This is a genomic window from Shewanella marisflavi, from assembly GCF_023283925.1.
Lineage (GTDB): Bacteria > Pseudomonadota > Gammaproteobacteria > Enterobacterales > Shewanellaceae > Shewanella > Shewanella marisflavi.
In genome coordinates this window covers 311,427-331,365 of the sequence record NZ_JAKIKX010000001.1, presented here as the reverse complement: position 1 = coordinate 331,365, position 19,939 = coordinate 311,427, and the positions used below count along the sequence as shown (strand labels likewise).

General features: G+C 49.3%; 18 protein-coding genes and 1 riboswitch. Of the genes, 9 read left to right on the top strand and 9 right to left on the bottom strand.

What is annotated here, in order from left to right:
• Window positions 1-40 precede the first annotated feature (40 nt).
• The 4 genes from L2712_RS01405 to L2712_RS01390 all read right to left on the bottom strand — a co-directional run bounded on the left by L2712_RS01405 (window position 41) and on the right by L2712_RS01390 (window position 4,567).
• Window positions 41-1,192 (bottom strand): GGDEF domain-containing protein, encoded by a 1,152-nt coding sequence (locus L2712_RS01405; RefSeq protein ID WP_248976664.1) that lies wholly within the window; start codon window positions 1,190-1,192, stop codon window positions 41-43.
• A gap of 126 nt (window positions 1,193-1,318) precedes the next feature.
• On the bottom strand, window positions 1,319-2,884 hold the full coding sequence (gene ahpF / locus L2712_RS01400; protein ID WP_248976663.1) for an alkyl hydroperoxide reductase subunit F: 1,566 nt from the start codon (window positions 2,882-2,884) through the stop codon (window positions 1,319-1,321).
• Between the two features lie 171 nt (window positions 2,885-3,055).
• Entirely contained in the window at window positions 3,056-3,625 is a 570-nt protein-coding gene (gene ahpC / locus L2712_RS01395) for an alkyl hydroperoxide reductase subunit C (RefSeq protein ID WP_248976662.1), read from the bottom strand.
• Between the two features lie 195 nt (window positions 3,626-3,820).
• The gene (locus L2712_RS01390) at window positions 3,821-4,567 is read right to left on the bottom strand and encodes a spermidine synthase (RefSeq protein ID WP_033537887.1); all 747 of its coding nucleotides are present in this window, start codon (window positions 4,565-4,567) and stop codon (window positions 3,821-3,823) included.
• A gap of 255 nt (window positions 4,568-4,822) precedes the next feature.
• Between L2712_RS01390 and L2712_RS01385 the strand changes: the two genes are divergently transcribed.
• Together L2712_RS01385 and L2712_RS01380 are read left to right on the top strand one after the other, a co-directional pair.
• A complete protein-coding gene (locus L2712_RS01385) occupies window positions 4,823-5,368 on the top strand; it encodes a mechanosensitive ion channel domain-containing protein (protein WP_033537886.1) in 546 nt (181 codons plus the stop codon).
• A 16-nt stretch (window positions 5,369-5,384) separates the two neighbouring features.
• A complete protein-coding gene (locus tag L2712_RS01380) occupies window positions 5,385-6,353 on the top strand; it encodes a magnesium transporter CorA family protein (RefSeq protein WP_088905404.1) in 969 nt (322 codons plus the stop codon).
• Between the two features lie 117 nt (window positions 6,354-6,470).
• On the opposite strand, the gene L2712_RS01375 is transcribed toward L2712_RS01380, so the two are convergent.
• On the bottom strand, window positions 6,471-7,208 hold the full coding sequence (locus L2712_RS01375; RefSeq protein WP_248976661.1) for a dienelactone hydrolase family protein: 738 nt from the start codon (window positions 7,206-7,208) through the stop codon (window positions 6,471-6,473).
• Between the two features lie 80 nt (window positions 7,209-7,288).
• Window positions 7,289-8,278, bottom strand: coding sequence for a 2-hydroxyacid dehydrogenase (locus tag L2712_RS01370; protein ID WP_088905406.1), 990 nt, complete (start codon window positions 8,276-8,278; stop codon window positions 7,289-7,291).
• A gap of 221 nt (window positions 8,279-8,499) precedes the next feature.
• On the opposite strand from L2712_RS01370, the gene L2712_RS01365 reads away from it, so the two are divergent.
• The 6 genes from L2712_RS01365 to L2712_RS01340 all read left to right on the top strand — a co-directional run bounded on the left by L2712_RS01365 (window position 8,500) and on the right by L2712_RS01340 (window position 15,174).
• Entirely contained in the window at window positions 8,500-8,916 is a 417-nt protein-coding gene (locus L2712_RS01365; RefSeq protein WP_248976660.1) for a hypothetical protein, read from the top strand.
• Window positions 8,891-9,421, top strand: coding sequence for a class I SAM-dependent methyltransferase (locus L2712_RS01360; protein WP_248976659.1), 531 nt, complete (start codon window positions 8,891-8,893; stop codon window positions 9,419-9,421). Before L2712_RS01365 ends, L2712_RS01360 begins: the two co-directional genes overlap by 26 nt.
• A gap of 25 nt (window positions 9,422-9,446) precedes the next feature.
• A complete protein-coding gene (locus tag L2712_RS01355; protein ID WP_033537881.1) occupies window positions 9,447-9,734 on the top strand; it encodes a hypothetical protein in 288 nt (95 codons plus the stop codon).
• Between the two features lie 116 nt (window positions 9,735-9,850).
• Complete coding sequence (gene rluA, locus L2712_RS01350) at window positions 9,851-10,528, top strand: bifunctional tRNA pseudouridine(32) synthase/23S rRNA pseudouridine(746) synthase RluA (RefSeq protein ID WP_248976658.1); 678 nt, start codon at window positions 9,851-9,853, stop codon at window positions 10,526-10,528.
• Window positions 10,529-10,643: 115 nt separating this feature from the next.
• Window positions 10,644-11,105, top strand: coding sequence for a transcriptional regulator AsnC (gene asnC / locus L2712_RS01345; protein WP_011864588.1), 462 nt, complete (start codon window positions 10,644-10,646; stop codon window positions 11,103-11,105).
• Window positions 11,106-11,325: 220 nt separating this feature from the next.
• Complete coding sequence (locus tag L2712_RS01340; protein ID WP_248976657.1) at window positions 11,326-15,174, top strand: S8 family serine peptidase; 3,849 nt, start codon at window positions 11,326-11,328, stop codon at window positions 15,172-15,174.
• An 89-nt stretch (window positions 15,175-15,263) separates the two neighbouring features.
• Here L2712_RS01340 and L2712_RS01335 read toward each other — a convergent pair whose 3' ends face one another.
• The 3 genes from L2712_RS01335 to L2712_RS01325 all read right to left on the bottom strand — a co-directional run bounded on the left by L2712_RS01335 (window position 15,264) and on the right by L2712_RS01325 (window position 18,567).
• Window positions 15,264-16,370: a succinylglutamate desuccinylase/aspartoacylase family protein gene (locus L2712_RS01335; RefSeq protein ID WP_248976656.1), complete on the bottom strand. Its 1,107-nt coding sequence runs from the start codon at window positions 16,368-16,370 to the stop codon at window positions 15,264-15,266.
• 2 nt (window positions 16,371-16,372) lie between these two features.
• On the bottom strand, window positions 16,373-17,725 hold the full coding sequence (lysC, locus tag L2712_RS01330) for a lysine-sensitive aspartokinase 3 (RefSeq protein ID WP_248976655.1): 1,353 nt from the start codon (window positions 17,723-17,725) through the stop codon (window positions 16,373-16,375).
• 129 nt (window positions 17,726-17,854) lie between these two features.
• A riboswitch (Lysine riboswitch) is annotated at window positions 17,855-18,031 on the bottom strand.
• 104 nt (window positions 18,032-18,135) lie between these two features.
• Entirely contained in the window at window positions 18,136-18,567 is a 432-nt protein-coding gene (locus L2712_RS01325) for a DUF3293 domain-containing protein (RefSeq protein WP_088905409.1), read from the bottom strand.
• 576 nt (window positions 18,568-19,143) lie between these two features.
• Here L2712_RS01325 and arcA point away from each other — a divergent pair.
• On the top strand, window positions 19,144-19,863 hold the full coding sequence (arcA, locus tag L2712_RS01320; RefSeq protein ID WP_033537875.1) for a two-component system response regulator ArcA: 720 nt from the start codon (window positions 19,144-19,146) through the stop codon (window positions 19,861-19,863).
• The last annotated feature ends 76 nt before the right edge of the window (window positions 19,864-19,939 follow it).

Here is a 19,939-nt window from a genome sequence, read left to right as displayed (position 1 = left end):
AGCCCTCATCTAGAGGGCTTTTTCATACTCGCAGTATGGCCTACTCTTCAGCCTTCGCCACGCCCACACTGAAACAATCCCGTCCTTGCGCCTTACTGAGGTAAAGCAGCTGATCGGCGCTGGCGGTCAAATCCTGGGCAGTCAGCCCTGGCTGCCATAGGCTAACGCCCTGAGAGACTGTCACAAATGCACCTAAATCTGAATCAGGATGAGCTATCTCAGCAGCCTTCAGCGCCGCGCGGATCTGCTCAGCAATATGGCTTGCGCCATTGAGATCGGTATCGGGCAATATGACCGCAAACTCCTCACCACCATAACGAGCGGCAAGATCCCTTGGACGAGAGGCGATACCGTGTAGTACCTCTGCTATACGGATCAAACACTTATCTCCTTGCTGATGCCCAATACTATCATTGAGTCGTTTAAAGTAGTCCACATCCAGAAGGATCATGCTCAGAGGATCCTGGGTACGCTCAGCGGCTTTCACCTCGAGCGCCAGCACCTCATCGAAATGACGTCGATTACTCAAATTAGTCAGGCCATCAATCAGTGCCATGTGCTTAAACTGTTGCAATAGCTGTTGCTTCTCCGCATCTCGCAAGATCGCCTTTCTAAACCACTCCTGCAACACTTTTTGCCCGGTCACCATGATCACCAAGAGACAGGTAAACTTGGTCACGGCAAAGATAGGGTTTTCCGGAGTCTCGATAATCCTAGTCACTAAACTGACCGATAAAAGCGGAATGACGCTTACCAATAACCAGTTACGCAGCGGAAACAGTGAAATGGCAAAGGTAAACACCAGTACATCCACCACTGAATCGACAATAGCCAGAGAGGTATATTCACCTAATATGCTGTAGGAGCTGGTGAGCCAATAATGCCCCACCACAAAGTAGATCCAGGCGACCTCTAACACCAACAGGTAAGCCAGCACCAATCCTAAGCGATGCCGTTCAGGCTGACGATAGAGAATGCCGGCCAGACCAAACAGGGCGATACACAAGGCAGGCATCTGCAACACCAAGAGATCCTGCACACTCAACAGATGATGCTTTTGCAACACTGTGGCAAAAAAAATGGCAACCAGCAGAAATACGGACAGGTAAGCGGTCCACTTTACCGAACGGCAAAGGTAGATATGGGTCTCCTGGACTAGGAGTTGGTCAAAGCTTTTTGGCTTACTATTCATCCTTCTCTGCGCTCGCCCCTCTTTTACAACACTATTCACACTCACTCAGCTTAAGTAATTATAAAGACGAATAAAAAAACAGCCAGCATTAGGCTGGCTGTTTACTATTTATACTCGCCTTTGCCATTAAGCAGCGACTGCGTCTGCCGGCTCACCCAGACGGATCAGGTAGTCGAATGCGCCAAGCGAAGCGGTTGCACCGCTACCCATGGCGATGATGATCTGCTTATAGGCAGAGTTAGTCACATCACCTGCTGCAAATACGCCAGGCAGTGAGGTTTGACCCTTGGCATCAACCATGATCTCGCCCCGCTCGGTCAAGTCGAGTGTCCCCTTGAGCCACTCGGCATTAGGTACCAAGCCAATCTGCACAAAGATACCGGCGAGGGCGATATGATGACTTTCACCTGTTGCCCTATCGGTGTAGTTCAGTCCTTGCACTCGCTTGCCATCACCGACCACTTCCGTCGTCATGGCCTGGGTGATTATCTCAATATTGCCCATAGAGGCTGCCTTGCGTTGTAACACGTCATCGGCGCGCAGCTTGCTGTCAAACTCAAGCACAGTGACATGCTCAACGATATTGGCAAGATCGATGGCCGCCTCTATGCCCGAGTTACCACCGCCAATCACGGCGACGCGCTTACCCTTAAACAGCGGGCCGTCACAGTGTGGGCAATAGGCGACGCCTTTGCCGCGATACTCCTGCTCACCCGGCACATTCATCTCGCGCCAGCGAGCGCCTGTGGCCAGAAGTACCGTTTTGCTGCGCAGTAGTGCGCCACTTTCGGTTTGGATCTCAAACAACTCACCGGACTTGAGACTTAAGGCACGCTGGTTATCCATGATATCGACATCATAGTCATGCACATGAGATTCGAGATTAGCCACTAATTTCGGGCCTTCGGTGGCTTTCACCGAGATAAAGTTTTCAATTCCTACGGTTTCGGCCACCTGGCCGCCAAATTTGTCCGCCAGGATACCGGTTCTTAAGCCCTTACGCGCCGCATAAATCGCTGCCGAGGCGCCAGCCGGGCCACCACCAACCACTAACACGTCGAAGGCCTCTTTCTGATTTAACTTTTCCGCTTGGCGGCTGGCCGCATTAACGTCCAGCTTGTTAAGGATCTCGACAACGCTGATCCCACCCACTGAAAACGGCTCGCCATTAAGGTAAACAGAAGGTACCGCCATGATGTTGCGCTCGTTCACTTCATCCTGGAACAAGGCGCCATCTATCATGGTGTTTTGAATATTAGGGTTGATTGCCGCCATCATATTAAGCGCCTGCACCACCTCGGGACAGGTTTGACAGCTCAGCGATACATAAGTCTCGAAGCGATATTCACCTGGCAGGTCACGGATCTGCTCTATCACTTCAGGCGCAAGCTTGATCGGATGGCCACCCGTGTGCAGCAATGCCAGCACCAAGGATGTAAATTCATGGCCCATCGGCAAACCGGCAAAGTGGATCTGACTCGCGGTATCGGCATTAGTGATGGTCATCGACGGGGTACGTACACCCTCTGATTCGGTCAACGACACGAGATCCGACAACGAGGCAATATCTTTTGCCAACGCCATTAATTCTTGTGCTTTAGGACGCTCATCTGCCGATACGACAAGTTCAACTGGGCGCTTGAGGTTTTGCAGATAGGTAGTCAGCTGATTTTTTACATTCGCATCTAACATGATAACTCCTAGGAAAAAGAGGCTCCCAACGGGAGCCAAAAACTTAGGGAAAAATTGCCGGCTCTAATGCAGGGGGAGATGAACCGGCAATAAAAAAGATGATGATGAAAATTACTTTGGCTTTCGCCAGGTCACTCGAGATGATGAGGCCCGAGTGACCTTAGGTGATGTTTAAATCTTACCTACTAGGTCCAATGAAGGTGCTAGTGTATCTTCACCTGGCTGCCATGCTGCTGGGCAAACTTCGCCGTCGTGTGTGGCAACATACTGAGCCGCTAGAATCTTACGTACCAGCTCAGAAGCGCTACGACCAATGCCTAGGTCATGAATTTCGGCAACCTTGATCTGACCTTCTGGGTTGATAACGAAGGTGCCACGTAGTGCCAGACCTTCCTCTTCAATCATCACGCCAAAGTTGCGTGAGATAACACCTGTTGGGTCACCGATCATTGGGTAGTTGATCTTGCCGATGGTGTCTGAGCTGTCGTGCCATGCCTTGTGGGTAAAGTGCGTATCGGTAGACACTGAGTACACTTCAACGCCCATTGATTGCAGCTTCTCGTAATGGTCAGCCATGTCACCTAGCTCTGTTGGGCAGACGAAGGTGAAGTCAGCAGGGTAGAAGAAAACTACTGACCACTTACCCAGTAGGTCTTGCTCTGTCACAGAGACGAAATCGCCATTGTGATAGGCAGTGGCAGAGAAAGGCTTGATTTCGGTATTGATGATAGATTGAGTCATTGTTTACTCCAGTGCTCGTTATTAACAGTAAATTTGTGGGGTGAGGCGTTTGCCTTAACCCCGTGTTCTTTGTCGATGTGAAGATAATAACGAGACTGGATAATTAAATATAACGGATAAAAGCTATCATACTAATCGGTTTTTAAGATTGAACTTATTATTGTGATAAAAACCGATGAAGGGAAATGAAACGGATTAGGACTCCCAGGGTTCAAAACGGGTCAGGCTGCGGGCCAACGGAAAGTCGAGTCGCTGCGATAACTGCTGCGCCTCGCTCTTTAGGCCACTACTGCTTATCTGCCTGGCTTGTTTACCGGCGATCACGACCCAATTGCCACCGCCAGTCAGACAGGCGTACACATCGCTAAAGTGTTCTTTGAGCAAGGCGAGTAAGGCTTGATTGCGGCTGTGCTCCTTCCAGCAGTTAAGCACCAGATAACCATCGACCTTGAGCAGCGCCGCGGCATTGGCAATAAATACCTCACTATGCTGCTGCTCATCCACGCCTCCGGCATGATAGATATCGGCAAAGATAACATCAGCCTTCTTGTGCTTGCCTTCGGCCAGAAATGCATTGGCATCTTGATGAACAAGGTTAAGTTTCTTGCCCAGGGGTAGCCAAAAGAAGCGTTTGGCAATGTCGATCACCGCCTCTCTCAGCTCAACGGCGGTAATATTGATACCCCGATCGAAATGACGCAGCGCCTGAATAAGTCCCCCGCCCCCCAGACCGAGTATTATCACCCGCTTGGGCTTGATAAACAGCAGCACCAATAACATGGCCTGCAGATAGGTATGCATAGGGAGATGCAGAGCAGACTTAGATAATTTGCTCTGCTCATCGTTGTCACCAAAGGAAAGTAGCCGCACCTCCCTATCTTCCATCACCAATAGTGGGCCAAAGGCATCCTCACTGGAATATAGGGTGGTAAAATCTGACATCTGCTTCTCCGCTGGGCGCCAACAGTGACAGGCGCGATAAAGGCGCTAGTATGCCGCAAATCCTTGCGCAGCACAGCAAGCAAAGTACAAAAGCGCCTATCGCGCACAGGCCTTTGGCACTAAATACTGAGTAAGGCGACTCACAGCGTCATAACCGCCCACCAAGGGGCGTGTTTTTTTAAGCTCAAGTTCACATTGCAATCGGACAATTCTTATAGTATTTGTTTGAAATCTTTAGCTGATTTCTCACACGCCATGACTCAAACTCTGCTTATTAGCTGCCTCTACATCGGCATATTTGTTTTTGCACAGCGCCTGCTGACCAACTGGGTAGCCAAGCTGGCCGAATCCAAACAGGTCTCCTTTAAGCGCACTAAGCTGGTGACTCAATATATTACCTATCTGCTATTTATCATCATCGCCTGTCTGTGGGTGGTGTCATTGGGCATTGAGTATCAACAGGTCTCACTGTTTATCTCCTCGGTATTTGCCGTACTGGGTGTAGCCCTAGTGGCCCAGTGGTCGATTTTAAGCAACATCACCGCTGGGGTCTTAATCTTCTTCGTCTTCCCCTATCGCATCGGTGACCGCATCAAGATCATCGACAAGGATGAGGATGTCACAGGCATCATCGCCGAGATCAGCCTGTTCCATGTGCTGATCGAGCGCAGTGACGGCATCACCATCACCTACCCCAACAACCTGATGTTGCAAAAAGGGGTATTGAAATTAAATCAGACGCAGACCAAACCGTTAAGCGAATCGCCAGAGAAAGACCATACTCAAGTACAAAGCGATTAACCGACAGGGGGCATAGATGCTCACGACATTACACTATGATCCGCAAACCGATACGCTCACCAGAGGTGATGCCTCGCAAATCGCTAGCTGGCAACAGCGAGAAGACACCATACTCTGGCTTAATATCGACGGCGAGATAGACGATCAGTTGAGCGAGTCTTTGCAGCGGGATTTTGGCCTGCATCCGCTGGCGCTACAGGATGCCTCCCGGGATCGTCATCCCCCCAAGGTGGAAGATTTTGACGGTCATACCTTTATGCTGCTCAGGGGGCTATCGGCAGACTCCGACTCCATCAACTGTGACAACATAGTGTTGGCGCTCTTCGTCGGTCCACGTTTTATCGTCACCCGTCACAGCAAACGCTCACTCTCCATCGAACGTACTATGAATGCACTGGAGGTGGGTGAGCTGTCGCTGCAAAACACCGGCGCCGTGGCGCTGAAACTCAGCCGCTATGTGGTTAAGCGTTACCATAAGATCTTGTTCGATCTCGAAAGCCGCCTGGAGGAGCTGGAGACAGTGATGCTGACCACGGCAGATGATAAGATCTTGGCCGAGGTGGTGCTGTATAAGACAGATCTCACCCGCCTAAGACGCAACTTTCATTATCACGTGGAGCTGTTTGACACCCTGCGCAGCGCCCCATCGGTTCCCTTCGACGACAGTCTCTACCACGAGATCAACGATGTCTGCGAGCACCAGCATAGGGCCGCCAGCCTGGCGGATCTCTTCTACCAGGTTTCCAGCGATCTGATCGACGGTTATATCTCCATCAGTGCCCATAGGCTCAATAACATCATGAAGGTATTGACCATTATCACAGCTATCTTTGTACCACTGACCTTTATTGCAGGGATCTACGGCATGAACTTCGAGTATATTCCTGAGCTCAAATATAAAGACGGCTACTTTATCGTTTGGGGCGTGATGCTCACCATCACCGCCGTGTTGATCTGGCTGTTTAGGCGCCGAAAATGGCTCTAGTCAGCTGCTAGTGCCAAGCGTTTAGCACAGCTTTTAAAACAGAGTGTTTAGAGAAAGACAAAAGGCGAACCTCAGGTTCGCCTTTTAGTTCAACCAACTTTTACCCAAGCAGTACGATTAACGCAGCGTCCGCTGAAAGAAGGCGACCGCCTGTTGATAGATCTGCAGCGCCAGGGCGGGATCGTATCTATCCCCCTCATCACGCATAAAGGCATGCTGAGCATTGACCTCAAGATAAGTGAACTTGCGCCCCGTCTCGGTGAGCTTGTCGTAAATGAGTCTTCGCCCCTCACTCGGCACATGGGGATCCTGCTTACCAAAGACGAGCACCAGCTCCGCCTCGATATCCCCGGTGCGGCTCAAAGAGTCGTTCCCAGGATTGGCCGGCAAGGTATTGGAATGAATATCTGTAGGATAGAGACAAAACGCAGCGACAACATCGATATTGAGTGCGGCGCGGTAGGCTAAGTGACCACCGATACAGACCCCCATAGCCCCCACCTGATTGGTACAAAATGGCTGACTCATGGCAAAGTCCACCAGCGCCTGAGTATCGCTGTCGTGTTGTTCCAGCGCCTTGGTAAATTTATCCTGATTGCCTTTATCTTTACCTTCATCGTCATAGGCCAACACTGTGCCTATGGGATTGAGTTCGTGAAACACTTCCGGCACTAACACCACAAAGCCATGACCGGCCATCATGGTGGCCGCCCGCGCAATGGGCGCTGTTTGCTGGAAAATTTCCGAATAGAAGATAATCGTCGAAAAGAGACCTTCACTGTCGGGGCGATAGAGATAACAGCGCATCTTGCCCGTTGGCGTGTCTATGTCGTGAACTTCCTGTTTTACCATCATAATCTTGCCCTCAGGCCAATAAACTTACCCTTAAGTTATCAGCCTGAGCCAAGCTTGTCAGGTGAAACCCGATTGACGATTTAAGATAGTTGATTAGGGCAGGTTTCGCCATTGAGCAGCTGACGCACATTGGTCAAACTGGTATGGGCGATAGCACCCAGGGCCTCTTCTGTTAAGAAAGCCTGGTGACCGGTAAAGATCACGTTATGACAGGCCGACAGGCGCCTAAATACGTCATCCTGAATGATCTGGTTCGACTTATCCTCGAAGAATAGCTCTTTCTCGTTTTCGTAAACATCCAGTCCCAGAGAGCCTATCTGGCCCGTCTTGAGCGCCTCCATGGCATCGAACGCATTTAATAAGCCACCACGACTGGTGTTGATCACCATGACTCCTGGTTTCATCTTCTCAAAACTTTCTTTGTTGAGCAGATGGTGATTCTCTTTGGTCAGCGGGCAATGCAGGCTGATGATATCGCTAACCGCGTACAGCTCGTCCAGTGGCAGATAGTCAATCCCCATATCTGTCACAAGCTGATTAGGGTAAGGATCATAGGCTACTACTGTGCAGCCAAATCCCAACAGGATCTTGATGGTGGCGACCCCAATCTTACCCGTGCCTATCACACCTACAGTACGGCCATGCATGTTAAAGCCCACCAGCCCTTCGAGGGAAAAGTTGGCATCACGGGTACGTTGATAAGCCTTATGCACCTTGCGGTTTAGGGTCAGCATCAGAGCCACAGTATGCTCAGCCACCGACTCCGGAGAATAAGCGGGCACATTGACTACCCTGATCCCCAAACGCGTCGCAGCGTCCAGATCGACATTGTTGAAACCGGCGCAGCGCATCGCAATGATCTTTGTGCCATTTTTAGCGAGCTCGACCAACACCTCTTCACAGAGAGAGTCATTAACGAAGGCGCAGATCACCTCGAAGCCATAGGCCAGTTTGGCCGTCTGCATGCACAGACGGTAATCAAAATACTCTATCTGCGCGCCGAAGGCCTGGTTGGTGCGGTTGAAATGTTCCATGTCATAGTGCTTGGCACTAAAAAAACCTATTCTCATCTTGGCTACCTAATAGTGATCTAAATGGGGTAAAGGCTTGTCATCCTAGTAATCACAAATTGCCTCAACCTGTTATCGCTCCATTATAGCTAAGGAAAGATGTGACTTAACAAAGATAAATCACCTTCTGGATCACGAAATGGTTATCTTTGTGAGCTGCCAATGTGTTTTATAGCCATTTCCTGCTAAGCTGGCGCAAATTTTCACAGACCTTTCGCCCTATGAGTCATAAGCATAAGCCGATTTCCGAGAAAAAATTTTGGCTACAACGCCTGAGTAAAACCAGTCTGCGCGCCCTGCATATTTTAGGCATAACAGGCGCTGGCGGCGGTATCTTGTTGGGTGTCGACAAAACGCTGTGGTGCAACTATTGGATCTTAGCCATGGGCAGCGGCAGCCTGCTAATGCTCTGGGAGGTAGTGAGAGATTGGCGTTGGCTTATTCAGCTTAAGGGAGTGCTCACGTTAGTGAAACTCGGCCTTCTGGCGCTGTTTATTCCCTTGGCTAACTCTAAACCTGAACTGCTGATCGCCATAGTGCTGCTGTCGGTGGTCGTCTCCCATGGCCCTGCGGGTCTGAGACATTTTTCAATACTGCATGGACGCCGCTTAGATGGACGAAAAGAGATTAAAGGCTGAAGCCGCGCCGCTGCTGACGCAAAATAGTCAGCTTTTAGGGCTAGAGACCCATCCCCAGGTGCTCGACCTGGCCTGCGGCAGTGGCCGTAATGGCCTCTGGTTGGCCGCCCAAGGCGCTCATGTGAGCTTTGTCGACAGAGACGTAAGCCGCCTCCCCAAACTACCGCCTCACTGTCAGGCCAAAACCAAGGACCTGGAAACTGGCGAGGCGCAGCTTCCCAAAGCTCAATATGACATTGTCCTGGTATTCAACTATCTGCACCGCCCCTTATTTGAGACCATTAAAGAGAGCATCAAGCCTGGTGGGCTGATTATCTACGAAACCTTTATCACTCAACAGGCAGAGGTGGGCAGACCGAAAAACCCTGATTTCTTGTTGCACGAGGCAGAGTTAGTAAAATGCTTTTCCAACTGGGAGACTTTGCACACTTTCGAAGGTAATGTAGGCTGTGAAGAGACGCCTTGCTTTAAGGCGCAATATATTGGCCGAAAACCAGCTAACTAGGATCTATAAGCGTTAAGGACGATTAATGTTTCCCTACCCCGAACAGTACCAGCTCGCCGCACCGCCATTAGTTACCGCCCTTATGGTATTTTGGTCGATAGTATCGCGCGCCTTATTTGGCGACGATAGTGCCATCGCCTTCTACCCACTCTTTATGCTGTTTCCTCTCAATATCTTATTGCACGCCAAGCTGATCTGGCAGGCCAAAGGCATTGAGCGACTGGATCAGGGCGTCTACGCCTTCATCCATCTAAGCCTGGCCTTCGTGGTCTGGACCTTTGCCATCATGCATGTCAATGGACACGGTTTTTAAGTGGTATTTTCTACACAGTTAGCCCGTTTATAGACTCTCAGTTTTAGGGCGCTACACTTGCATTAAGCGCCCTCTTAGCGGTATCTTTGCAGCCCTTTTAGCCGTCAAGACATGTTATGACTGATTTTGTGTATGCGCCGCCTACCGAGCCCTGGCTCGAGATCCTTCATGAGGATAAGGATATTATGGTGGTCAATAAGCCCTCAGGCCTCCTTTCTGTGCCAGGGCGCGATCCTGCCTATCATGACAGCGTTTACACCCGCGTCTTACGCGATCATCCTAACGCTCAAATTGTCCATCGTCTCGATATGGCCACGTCAGGCATTATCGTCGTAGCATTAAGGCGCAGCGCCGAGCGGGAACTCAAGCGTCAGTTTCGCGATAGGGAAACCCATAAGATCTACTATGCGCGGGTCGCCGGTCATGTAAAACCGGAACAAGGCAGCGTCGATTACCCTCTTATCTGCGATTGGCCCAATCGTCCTAAACAAAAGGTAGACCACCAAGTGGGCAAGGCCTCTAAGACACTGTTTGAGGTGGTTAGCCGAGCCCGTCGCTCCACCTTGGTTAAGCTAACCCCCATCACCGGGCGCTCTCACCAGCTACGTGTGCACATGATGGCCATAGGTCATCCTATCCTGGGCGATAACTTCTATGCCGATCTGCTGGCCAAGCGTCTGGCACCACGTTTGTTGCTACACGCCCAATCGCTGAGTCTGACCCATCCCTACAGCAAGCAGCCGATGACCTTTAGCACGCCGATCCCCTTTACTCAGGTCACAGATCAACAATAGGCCCACGACATACTGGCTTACACCTACAACTTTAATCATCTCGCTAAAAAATTAGCAGTTTGCTAAACAATACCGTAAATTACCTCATATTATTGACTTAAAATGGTATGTAGTAATGGATAGTTCATTTCAGCGTGATCAGCTCGACAATCAGATCCTCTCAGCACTTATGGAGGAGGCCCGTACCCCTTTCGCTGAGTTGGCGAAACGCTTTGGTGTGAGTGCCGGCACCATACATGTGCGAGTAGAGAAGATGAAACAGGCAGGTATTATCACGGGCGCCCAGATCACGGTAAACCCCAAGGCGCTCGGTTATGACGTCTGCTGTTTTATCGGGATTAATCTCAAAAGCGCCGGCGACTACCCCGCCGCCATCGCCAAACTCAATGCCCTAGAAGAAGTGACTGAGGCCTACTACACCACAGGCAACTACAGCATCTTTGTGAAGGTGATGTGCCAATCTATCGATGGTTTACAACATGTGCTCATCAATCGCATTCAGTCCATCGATGAGATTCAATCCACTGAGACACTCATTAGTTTACAAAACCCCATCAGCCGCGCGGTTAAACCTTAAGCCAGTCTCACTAGGGCTTTCAGCCTTAGTGAATACTACTACTAAAAAACTACTTACAACTTTTTCATCTACCCGCTTTAACTTTGGCAATCTTTTGTGTTAAAAAGAACAAGCCGTCAACACGACAGCAACAAAATAAGAAAGTATTAGTAACCAAAGTTACAGCAATACCAATAGTGTTTTGTGTCTCAAAACACTTCTATTTGACAAGGAAGAAGTTGTGAAAACTAAATTATCTCTAGCCATTTCAGCAGCGCTGATCTCGAGTGCGGCTGTAGCCAGCAACCAGTACACCGCAAACCCATATGCTCCGGAAATTACCTCTGCTGATAGCTATAAGAAGCCAGCAGCTTCTCAGCCTTCACAAGTTGCTCCGCAGCGTTTCATCATTGAACTGAACTCTCCTGCAGTAGCTAAATACCAAGGCGGGATAGATTCACTGGCTGCAACAGCCCCTAAGAAAGGCCAAAAAGTTAACGTACAGTCAGCACCAGCCCAAAGCTATGCTAGCTTCCTCGCCAAAGAGCAATCACAATTTGTGAATGAACTGGCGAAAAAAGTGCCTAACGCCAAAGTTGAGCAAAGCTTTAAGACCCTATTCAATGGTGTAACAATTGTTGGTCAAGGCCTAAGCATAGAGCAGCTAGCGGCTATGCCTAACGTTAAGTCTGTCTACCCAGAGACCATGTACGAAGTGAACATGGATTCATCTCACGACGTCATCAACTCTGAAGCGATGTGGGAAGCGGTTTCTGGTATGGAAAACGCGGGTAAAGACGTTCGCGTAGCGGTAATTGATACAGGTATTCGTCCAGAAAACCCAATGTTTGCAGGCGAAGGTTTCACAAAACCGACTGAAGGAATGCCAGGCGATGACTACTGTTCAACAGTCGATGCAAGCTTCTGTAACGACAAGCTAATCGTTGCCCGTTGGTCACAACCCACTTTTGAAGTGTGTGCCGATGAACATATGAGCCCACTAGGTTACGGTGGCCACGGTTCTCACGTTGCCGGTACTTCTGTAGGTAATAAGGTCACTACAACCTATGAAGGTGTAGAAGTTGAGCTATCAGGTGTTGCACCTGCAGCCTACCTCATGGTCTACAAAGCTCTGTTTACTAATTCAGAATGTGCTCGCGGCGGCGGCTCTAACATCATGCTAATGGAAGCGATGGAGCATGCCGTTAATGATGGCGCAGATGTTATCAATAACTCATGGGGTGGCGGCGCTGGTGGCGACCCAGCCAACAGCCCATACAAGGCTATGTATGAAGCCGCTGAAGCCGCTGGCGTAGTAGTTGTTACCGCTGCAGGTAACGACGGTAATGGCCCACAAACTATCGGTTGTCCAGCCTGTATCGAATCAGGTATTACAGTTGCTAACACCACAACGGGTCGCTTCTTTGCTAACGCCCTAACCGTTGACGGTGAAGAGATTCTTGCACTGCAAGGTAACAATGGCCTGTTAGAAACAGATATCACAGCACCTATTATTGCTGCTGCTAATATCGATGCAGAAAACACCCTTGGCTGTACACCGTTTGCTGCCGACTCTTTCAAAGACGGTATCGCACTGATATCTCGCGGTTCATGTTCATTTGCAACCAAGGCTGAAAACGCTGAAGCTGCGGGTGCGAAAGCATTGGTCGTTTACAACAGCGTACCAGGTGCTCCAATCTCTATGTACATGCCAGACTCAACACTGCCTGCAGTAATGATCTCTAATGCAGACGGCGCAGCAATTCTTGAAAGTCTGGGCGATAACACAACAGGTACTATCGCAGCAGAAGTCACTCGTATCGTTAATAGCAAGTTTGCTGATCTTCTGAATGACTCAAGCTCTCGTGGCCCTAACGGTAACCAAAACATTCTGAAGCCAGATCTAGCAGCGCCAGGTACTTCTATCCTGTCTGCAACCTCTCCTGATCAAGACGGTACTGATTTTACCACTATGACAGGTACCAGTATGGCTAGCCCGCACGTTGCAGGTGCCGCAGCCTTGATGAGCCAGCTACACCCAGACTGGTCAGCCAACGACATCAAGACAGCGCTAACCTCTACTGCGCACATGGACGGTGTGCTTGATGATGATGCAGTAACGCCAGCCGACCCATTTGCAATGGGTGCGGGTCGTATGGATTTGGATGCTGCGGCTAAAGCAGTACTGACTTTCGACAAGCCATCTATCGCTTCAGATTCTTGTGTTGGTCCATGTACTTTCACGCGTACCGTATACAACAAGAGTGACGAGAAGACCTCTTGGGAGCTTTCAGCTTCGTCTGATAGCGCAGGTATCAGCGTATCGCCTTCATCACTGGAGCTGGAAGCTGGCGAATCAGCAACCTTCACGGTAACCGTTGACTCAACTTACAGTGAATACGGTGCTTGGATCTTCGGTAACGTCATGATCAAGAGCGCATCTCACCAAGATGCTCACCTACCCGTTGCCATCCTAGCTAAAGAATCAAGTGATGCGTCACTAATCTCTACCATGGCAACCAAGGCTGATCTGACTGCTGCGGAAGATATGCCAATCAAAGCCGTAGTGAACAACACTATCTTTGAAAATACCGTAACCGTTACTGCTATGGCTCCAGAGGGTACTAAACTTACCTCTGCCGACGATGTGACCGTGACGCTAAATGGCGCATCACAAAATGGTTTCGAAGTCGATGAAGCTCTTGGCCGCATCACTTGGGTAGGTCAACTTGAACTACCAGAAATGCAGACTGGTAAAGGAACCGGCGCAAGCCCAAGTATCTTCGATTTAGACCTCGCCTATGTACCTGCCTGTGCCGACGGATGTGATGAGAAATCATTCACCTTCAACCTACCGGCATTTAAGTACAACGGTGCGACTTACACTCAGCTAACTATCTCTGACAACGGTCTTGCGGTTGTTGGTGGCGGTTCAACGTCTGGAACTTGGAACAACAAGGCGCTACCAGATAGCGCTAATCCAAACAACATTCTGGCACCATTCTGGAGTGACTACGACCTAAGCGACGGCACTGCCGACGACACTGGTGGTGGACAGCTAGGCATTCAGGTTGTTGCCGCAGGTGAGAGTCAGTGGATTGTTGTCGAATGGAAAGATGCTCAGCTATATGCTGATGCCTCTGGCAACAAGTACAGCTTCAGCCTATGGATCCAAACTGGTGACGTAGAAGATATTTGGTTCAACTACCTAGATATCCCTAACATGCCAAGCAATGTCACTATCGGTGCGGAAAACATCAGCGGTAGCGTAGGTACAACCTTCCACTACAATGGACAAGGTGGCACTGTTACTACTGACGATTATGTTGCACTGCAAGCGACCTCTTCAGGCAGCGTAGAAATCGACTACCTTGCGACACCAACTAGCTTCAACCCAGGTCAAACAGACAACTTCTCTGTTGACGAAGAAGCGACCTTGGAAGCAAACGTGTTAGATAATGACACTGTGACTAAGAAAGTAGCTCGCGTCTCTGTAACTGGTGACGGCATGACAGCTAATGCGCAACGCATCATAGATGTTGCACCAGCGGGTGCCCTAGGTGAAGCGACAATCGTCGATGAGCCTGCACACGGTGAAGTGACTCTTGAAAAAGATGGTACCGTTACCTACACACCTGAAGATGATTTCTTCGGTAAAGACTCATTCACTTACACTTCTACGGATGCTGAAGGCAACCTTAACGAAGTAACGACTGTGAATGTGATGGTAAACAACGTTAACGATGCGCCAACTGTTGCACCTACAGGTATGACAAGTACCGAAGGCTTCGTGGTTACCGCTAAGGCTAACGGCAAAGACGTTGATGGTGACAGCCTCACTTACACTTGGACACAAACATCGGGTACACCTGTTACCTTTAACAATGGTGGTGCGGAAATTAAGTTTACCGCTCCAATGGGTGACCACACGCTGACCTTCTCTGTTGTGGCTAGCGATGGTGAACTTGAAAGTGAAGCGGGTACTGCAACCATTACTGTTAACGCCAAAGAAGAGAGATCTTCTGGTGGTTCACTGGGTTGGTTTGCACTGCTAATGCTACCATTTGCTGCGCTACGTCGTCGTAAATAAGTAGATAGCTTAAACAGAAAAAGGGAGCCGCTTGGCTCCCTTTTTTTATTTTTTGCATATCGACATACTAAGCAGGTCTAGCAATAAAGCTAAAGCGCAAACACCTTAGTCATCACCTTATAAAGCTCTGTGCCTTGGTACACTGAAGCCGACGCAAAGTGCAGCACAGGCACGCAATCTACCGGCAGACTTAAAGGCACTATGGCCTCTTTTTCTCCATACCTGTCGACACGTAAAATGTTAGCGAGTGGCTCGCCGGCATTAAGCGGTTGCCCCACCTTGGCCTTATACTCCACCAAACCACCCAGTGGCGCATGGTACTTCTTGTAATCTTTCAAATAACAGGCATACCTAGGCATATCTGCAGGCACAATACACTCACCAATCACGCCTCGTTGACTGAGGTAGGCCAAAATCCCTTCGACATCAACCAAGGCGTCGGCCAGATCGATATTTTCCTGACTCCCAAGCTCCAAGGTAAAGGCCGATACAGGCACCTCAAGCTCACGCCCCTGACTGGATAAATACTCGCTCAGTTGCCACCAGGGGCAGAAGATAGACTCATCCATCGCCCCGCCAAACTCATTGGGGATCAGCAAGGTATAGGGAATAGAGAAAACCTTGGCAGCATCTTTGTCATACTCAGGGCAATAGAGGTGCTTGCAAGACTTTGGACCAGTATGCAGATCCAGCACGATATCCGCTTCATGCCCCATCTGCTGCAAACTCACCGCCAGCCTATGGCCAGTAGTGATCCCCCAAGGCTCATGTAATCGACTGTGGCATCGTTCTACCAGCAGAGCCCTATAGTGAGCAATAAGCTCTAGGTCCCCAAGATGACTATGCTCCTGATACCAGCTGGCAATATCCAGCTTATGATCGAGATACTCTCGGTTCCAGTTAACCCCGGTAATGGGATCGAACCTGCCCAGTGTAAACTCGCCACTCTTTTGATTGATCCCTAATGGGTTCGCCAGAGGGACTAGGGTCACCTTGCCCCTCAGCTCAACCTGCTCAAGCGCCTGCATCAACTGATAAATGACGGCATTCCCCTGCACCTCTGCGCCATGAACATTGGCCTGAATATAGACGCTAGGCCCGCTGATCTCCTCGGGGGAAAACTCAAACAGAGTAAGCTCAAGATCTTGACCAGTGGCTAGCTCGCCAATCTTAAGCATCGAACGGCTCGGTTTCATCTTTATCCTTCGAATAGATTCTTATGTAAGGCGCTCACTACCTGAGCCGCCTCAGACTCGGCCACCAACACACAAAGGTTATGTGGGCTGGCCCCCTGACAGATCATCCGCACGTTATGAGGCTCTAACACCTCAAATACACGGCGGCACACGCCGGAGGTGGTCGCAATCTTATTGCCGACAATCGCGACTAAGGCTAAGCCCTCTTCCACGCGTACACGGCAGTGTTGCGACAGCTCCTGTAACAAAGCCTCGCTCAGCAAACTATTGCCCGCCGAATCTGAGCCAGTCTTATCTAAGGTCAGCGATACGTTCACCTCTGAAGTGGTGATCAAATCAACACTGATCTTATGTCTTGCCAGAGTGGCAAAGGTTTCAGCCAAGAAACCTTGGGCATGAAGCATCTGCAGGCTGTGCAGATTAAGCAAAGTCTGATCGCGGCGCACCGCTACCGCACGGTAGATGGGCTCTTCACTAACTTGATGGCGAATCCAGGTGCCACCCAGCTCAGGCGCCTTACTGGAACCCACAAATACCTGAATCTTATGTCTGACGGCCGGTAATATGGTTGCCGGGTGCAACACCTTGGCGCCAAAGGTCGCCATCTCGGCCGCCTCATTAAAACTGATCTCAGGAATAGGACGCGCATTTGGCGCCAGACGAGGATCGGTAGTAAAGATACCTGGCACATCTGTCCAGATCTCCACCGCCGATGCATCCAGTGCCTCAGCCAGTAATGCGGCAGAATAGTCACTACCGCCGCGGCCTAGCGTTGTTGTCGCGCCATGTTCATCGGCGCCAATAAAGCCTTGAGTCACGATACGCTGCTCAGCGAGCAGGGGGAGTAGATGTTGGCTGCAGAGGCTTTGCAACACCTCGATTTGAGGCTCGGCGCGGCCAAAGTGGCTATCGGTGCGCATTACCTGACGCACATCAAAGGCACTGGCTCGCTCGCCCTTCTCTCTTAGCACAGCAGCAAACAGTACAGATGAACATTGCTCGCCCTGAGCTAGCAATTCATCTATGACTGCCTTATCACGGCTTTGCGCAAGCGTCTCACTTAAGGTCGCAATTCTGCTAAGGATAGCGTCTAGGCGGGCAGCCTCTTCATGGGGCTGGCCTAGTTCATCTAGGATCTTATATTGAATCGAGGCAATCGACTTTAGCAGTTGCTGGCGACGTTCATCGTCGAGGCGCTCCTGCGTCAACTCCACCAAAAGATTGGTTACGCCGCTCGAGGCGCTGACCACCACCACACGGGTTTCAGGATTGGCCAATACAATATCGGCACAGCGGTTCATCGCCTCATAATCGGCAACGGAAGTTCCACCAAATTTTGCAACAACAATAGACATTAGCGCACCTCAACCCAAGTAGCTGATAGTGACAGAAAAGAGATAAATAACATTGAATACGCTCCGAACTTACTTCGTTCGAAGAGCCTGGTGCAAAGATGACGCACCCCAAGACGGGAAACAGCGATTGCCACCAGAAGCTCTCCACCAATTAACAGGTGACAATCGATGGGATTCAGCCCAGTCGACCGATAAACAGATGAAACCAAACATCTCTCTATCTCGGCGCTAATCTCCCTCATAAACCATCATCGGAGTTTGGACTCCTCAAGCTTACTACCTAGTTAACGCTCCTCTTCTGTATCGCTAACCTTAAGGTTAGGATGCTTGAAAACTATCAAATAACGGAATAAAAAGTCAACGTTATTTTCTCACGCCACAATGAAAGCTATTCATAATAGCTGCAGGTGCTAATTGCTGATGTCAGGTAGTTCGTTGACTAAGCAGACCCGAGAGGAAAACTTGCCTAAACCCAACTCCTCATAATCCACCAGGCAAGGCACTAAATACAGCTCGTCATTATCCACAAAGTAGATGGCATTTTGGTTAAACACCTTACCTAACTCCACCGCATCGGCCTTATCTAATGACACCGCCCAGCTCTTCTCCATATGGCCTCTGTCGGTCGATGCACCGATCAAAGCACGATATGGATATTGCAGACGTAAAATGTGGCGTTGTAACTGTTTATCCAGAAGACGATTTTGCGAGGGGGAGAGGTTTTTGCCTTTGGGGTTATAAGCGGTGATGATTGCAAAAGATAATGAAGAAGAGAAAGGTTGAGTAAGTAGGAATTGCGTTTGTTGATAACATTGCCAAAAGTGTTCGTTGCCTGTGCTCATCACTAAAATATTCCTAAATTAGATTCAGTCGATTATAGCAAAATTCACCCAGCTTCCTAGTAGCGTGATGTAGGTCACTTTATTAAATTTTATTAATAACTTTAAAATCAAAGGCTTAAAAAAATAGATGTGACTTACATCATATCTCCAGGTAATTTTGTTAACATTTCATTTGTTAACAAATGACTAAAACGAGTACAATAAGTTCGTTGATTCACTTCCACTCATCTCACGATGAAATACTTTTTGTTACATCTTGTCGACGACAAGGTCATCAAAAGTTAGTCGATTTCCTGTATAAAATGTGAGCTTAGGCTGATTTAGCATTTAAACTTGAAAATATTAAATAGTTAGCGGAACTAATGCCGACTACTATTAATCGAAGTGAATACAGTTCGCGTTTCTTTTGAAAGAGATACGTTGCTTTACTAATCATGAAGTGTGTTGCTGTTTCAATATAGTTAGATGAAAGCACCTACGTGAGTTCAGTAATTGTCGCGAAGACAGACAGGGCGCAGCAACACCAACTAGCGCTCATGGTTAGAACAGTTTTAAACAAAAATTAGGTAAATAAATATGCAAAACCCGCACATTCTGATCGTTGAAGATGAAGCCGTTACCCGGAACACGCTAAGAAGTATTTTCGAGGCTGAAGGATATGTGGTAACTGAAGCCAATGATGGCGCAGAGATGCATAAAGCCATGCAGGAAAACAAGATCAACCTTGTCGTGATGGATATCAACCTTCCAGGTAAGAATGGTCTACTGCTTGCGCGTGAGCTTCGTGAAATCAATAACATCGGTCTAATCTTCCTGACCGGTCGTGACAACGAAGTTGATAAGATTTTGGGTCTGGAAATTGGTGCTGATGACTATATCACTAAGCCATTTAACCCACGCGAACTGACTATCCGTGCACGCAACCTGCTGACTCGCGTCAACAGCACTGGCGGCGAAGCCGAAGAGAAAAGTGCCGTAGAATTCTACCGTTTTAACGGTTGGAGCCTAGAGATCAACAGCCGTTCACTGGTAAGCCCACAGGGTGAGTCATACAAGCTGCCGCGTAGTGAATTCCGCGCCATGCTGCACTTCGTTGAGAACCCAGGTAAGATCCTAACCCGTGCTGACCTGCTGATGAAGATGACTGGCCGTGAGCTTAAGCCACACGACCGTACTGTCGATGTGACTATCCGTCGTATCCGTAAGCACTTCGAAAGCTTGCCAGATACGCCAGAGATCATCGCTACCATCCACGGTGAAGGCTATCGTTTCTGCGGTAACTTAGAAGAAGCATAAATCACATCCAGCTAGCGCAAATGTGATTTAGTTTAAAAAGCCAGTCTTACGACTGGCTTTTTTGTACATGGACTGT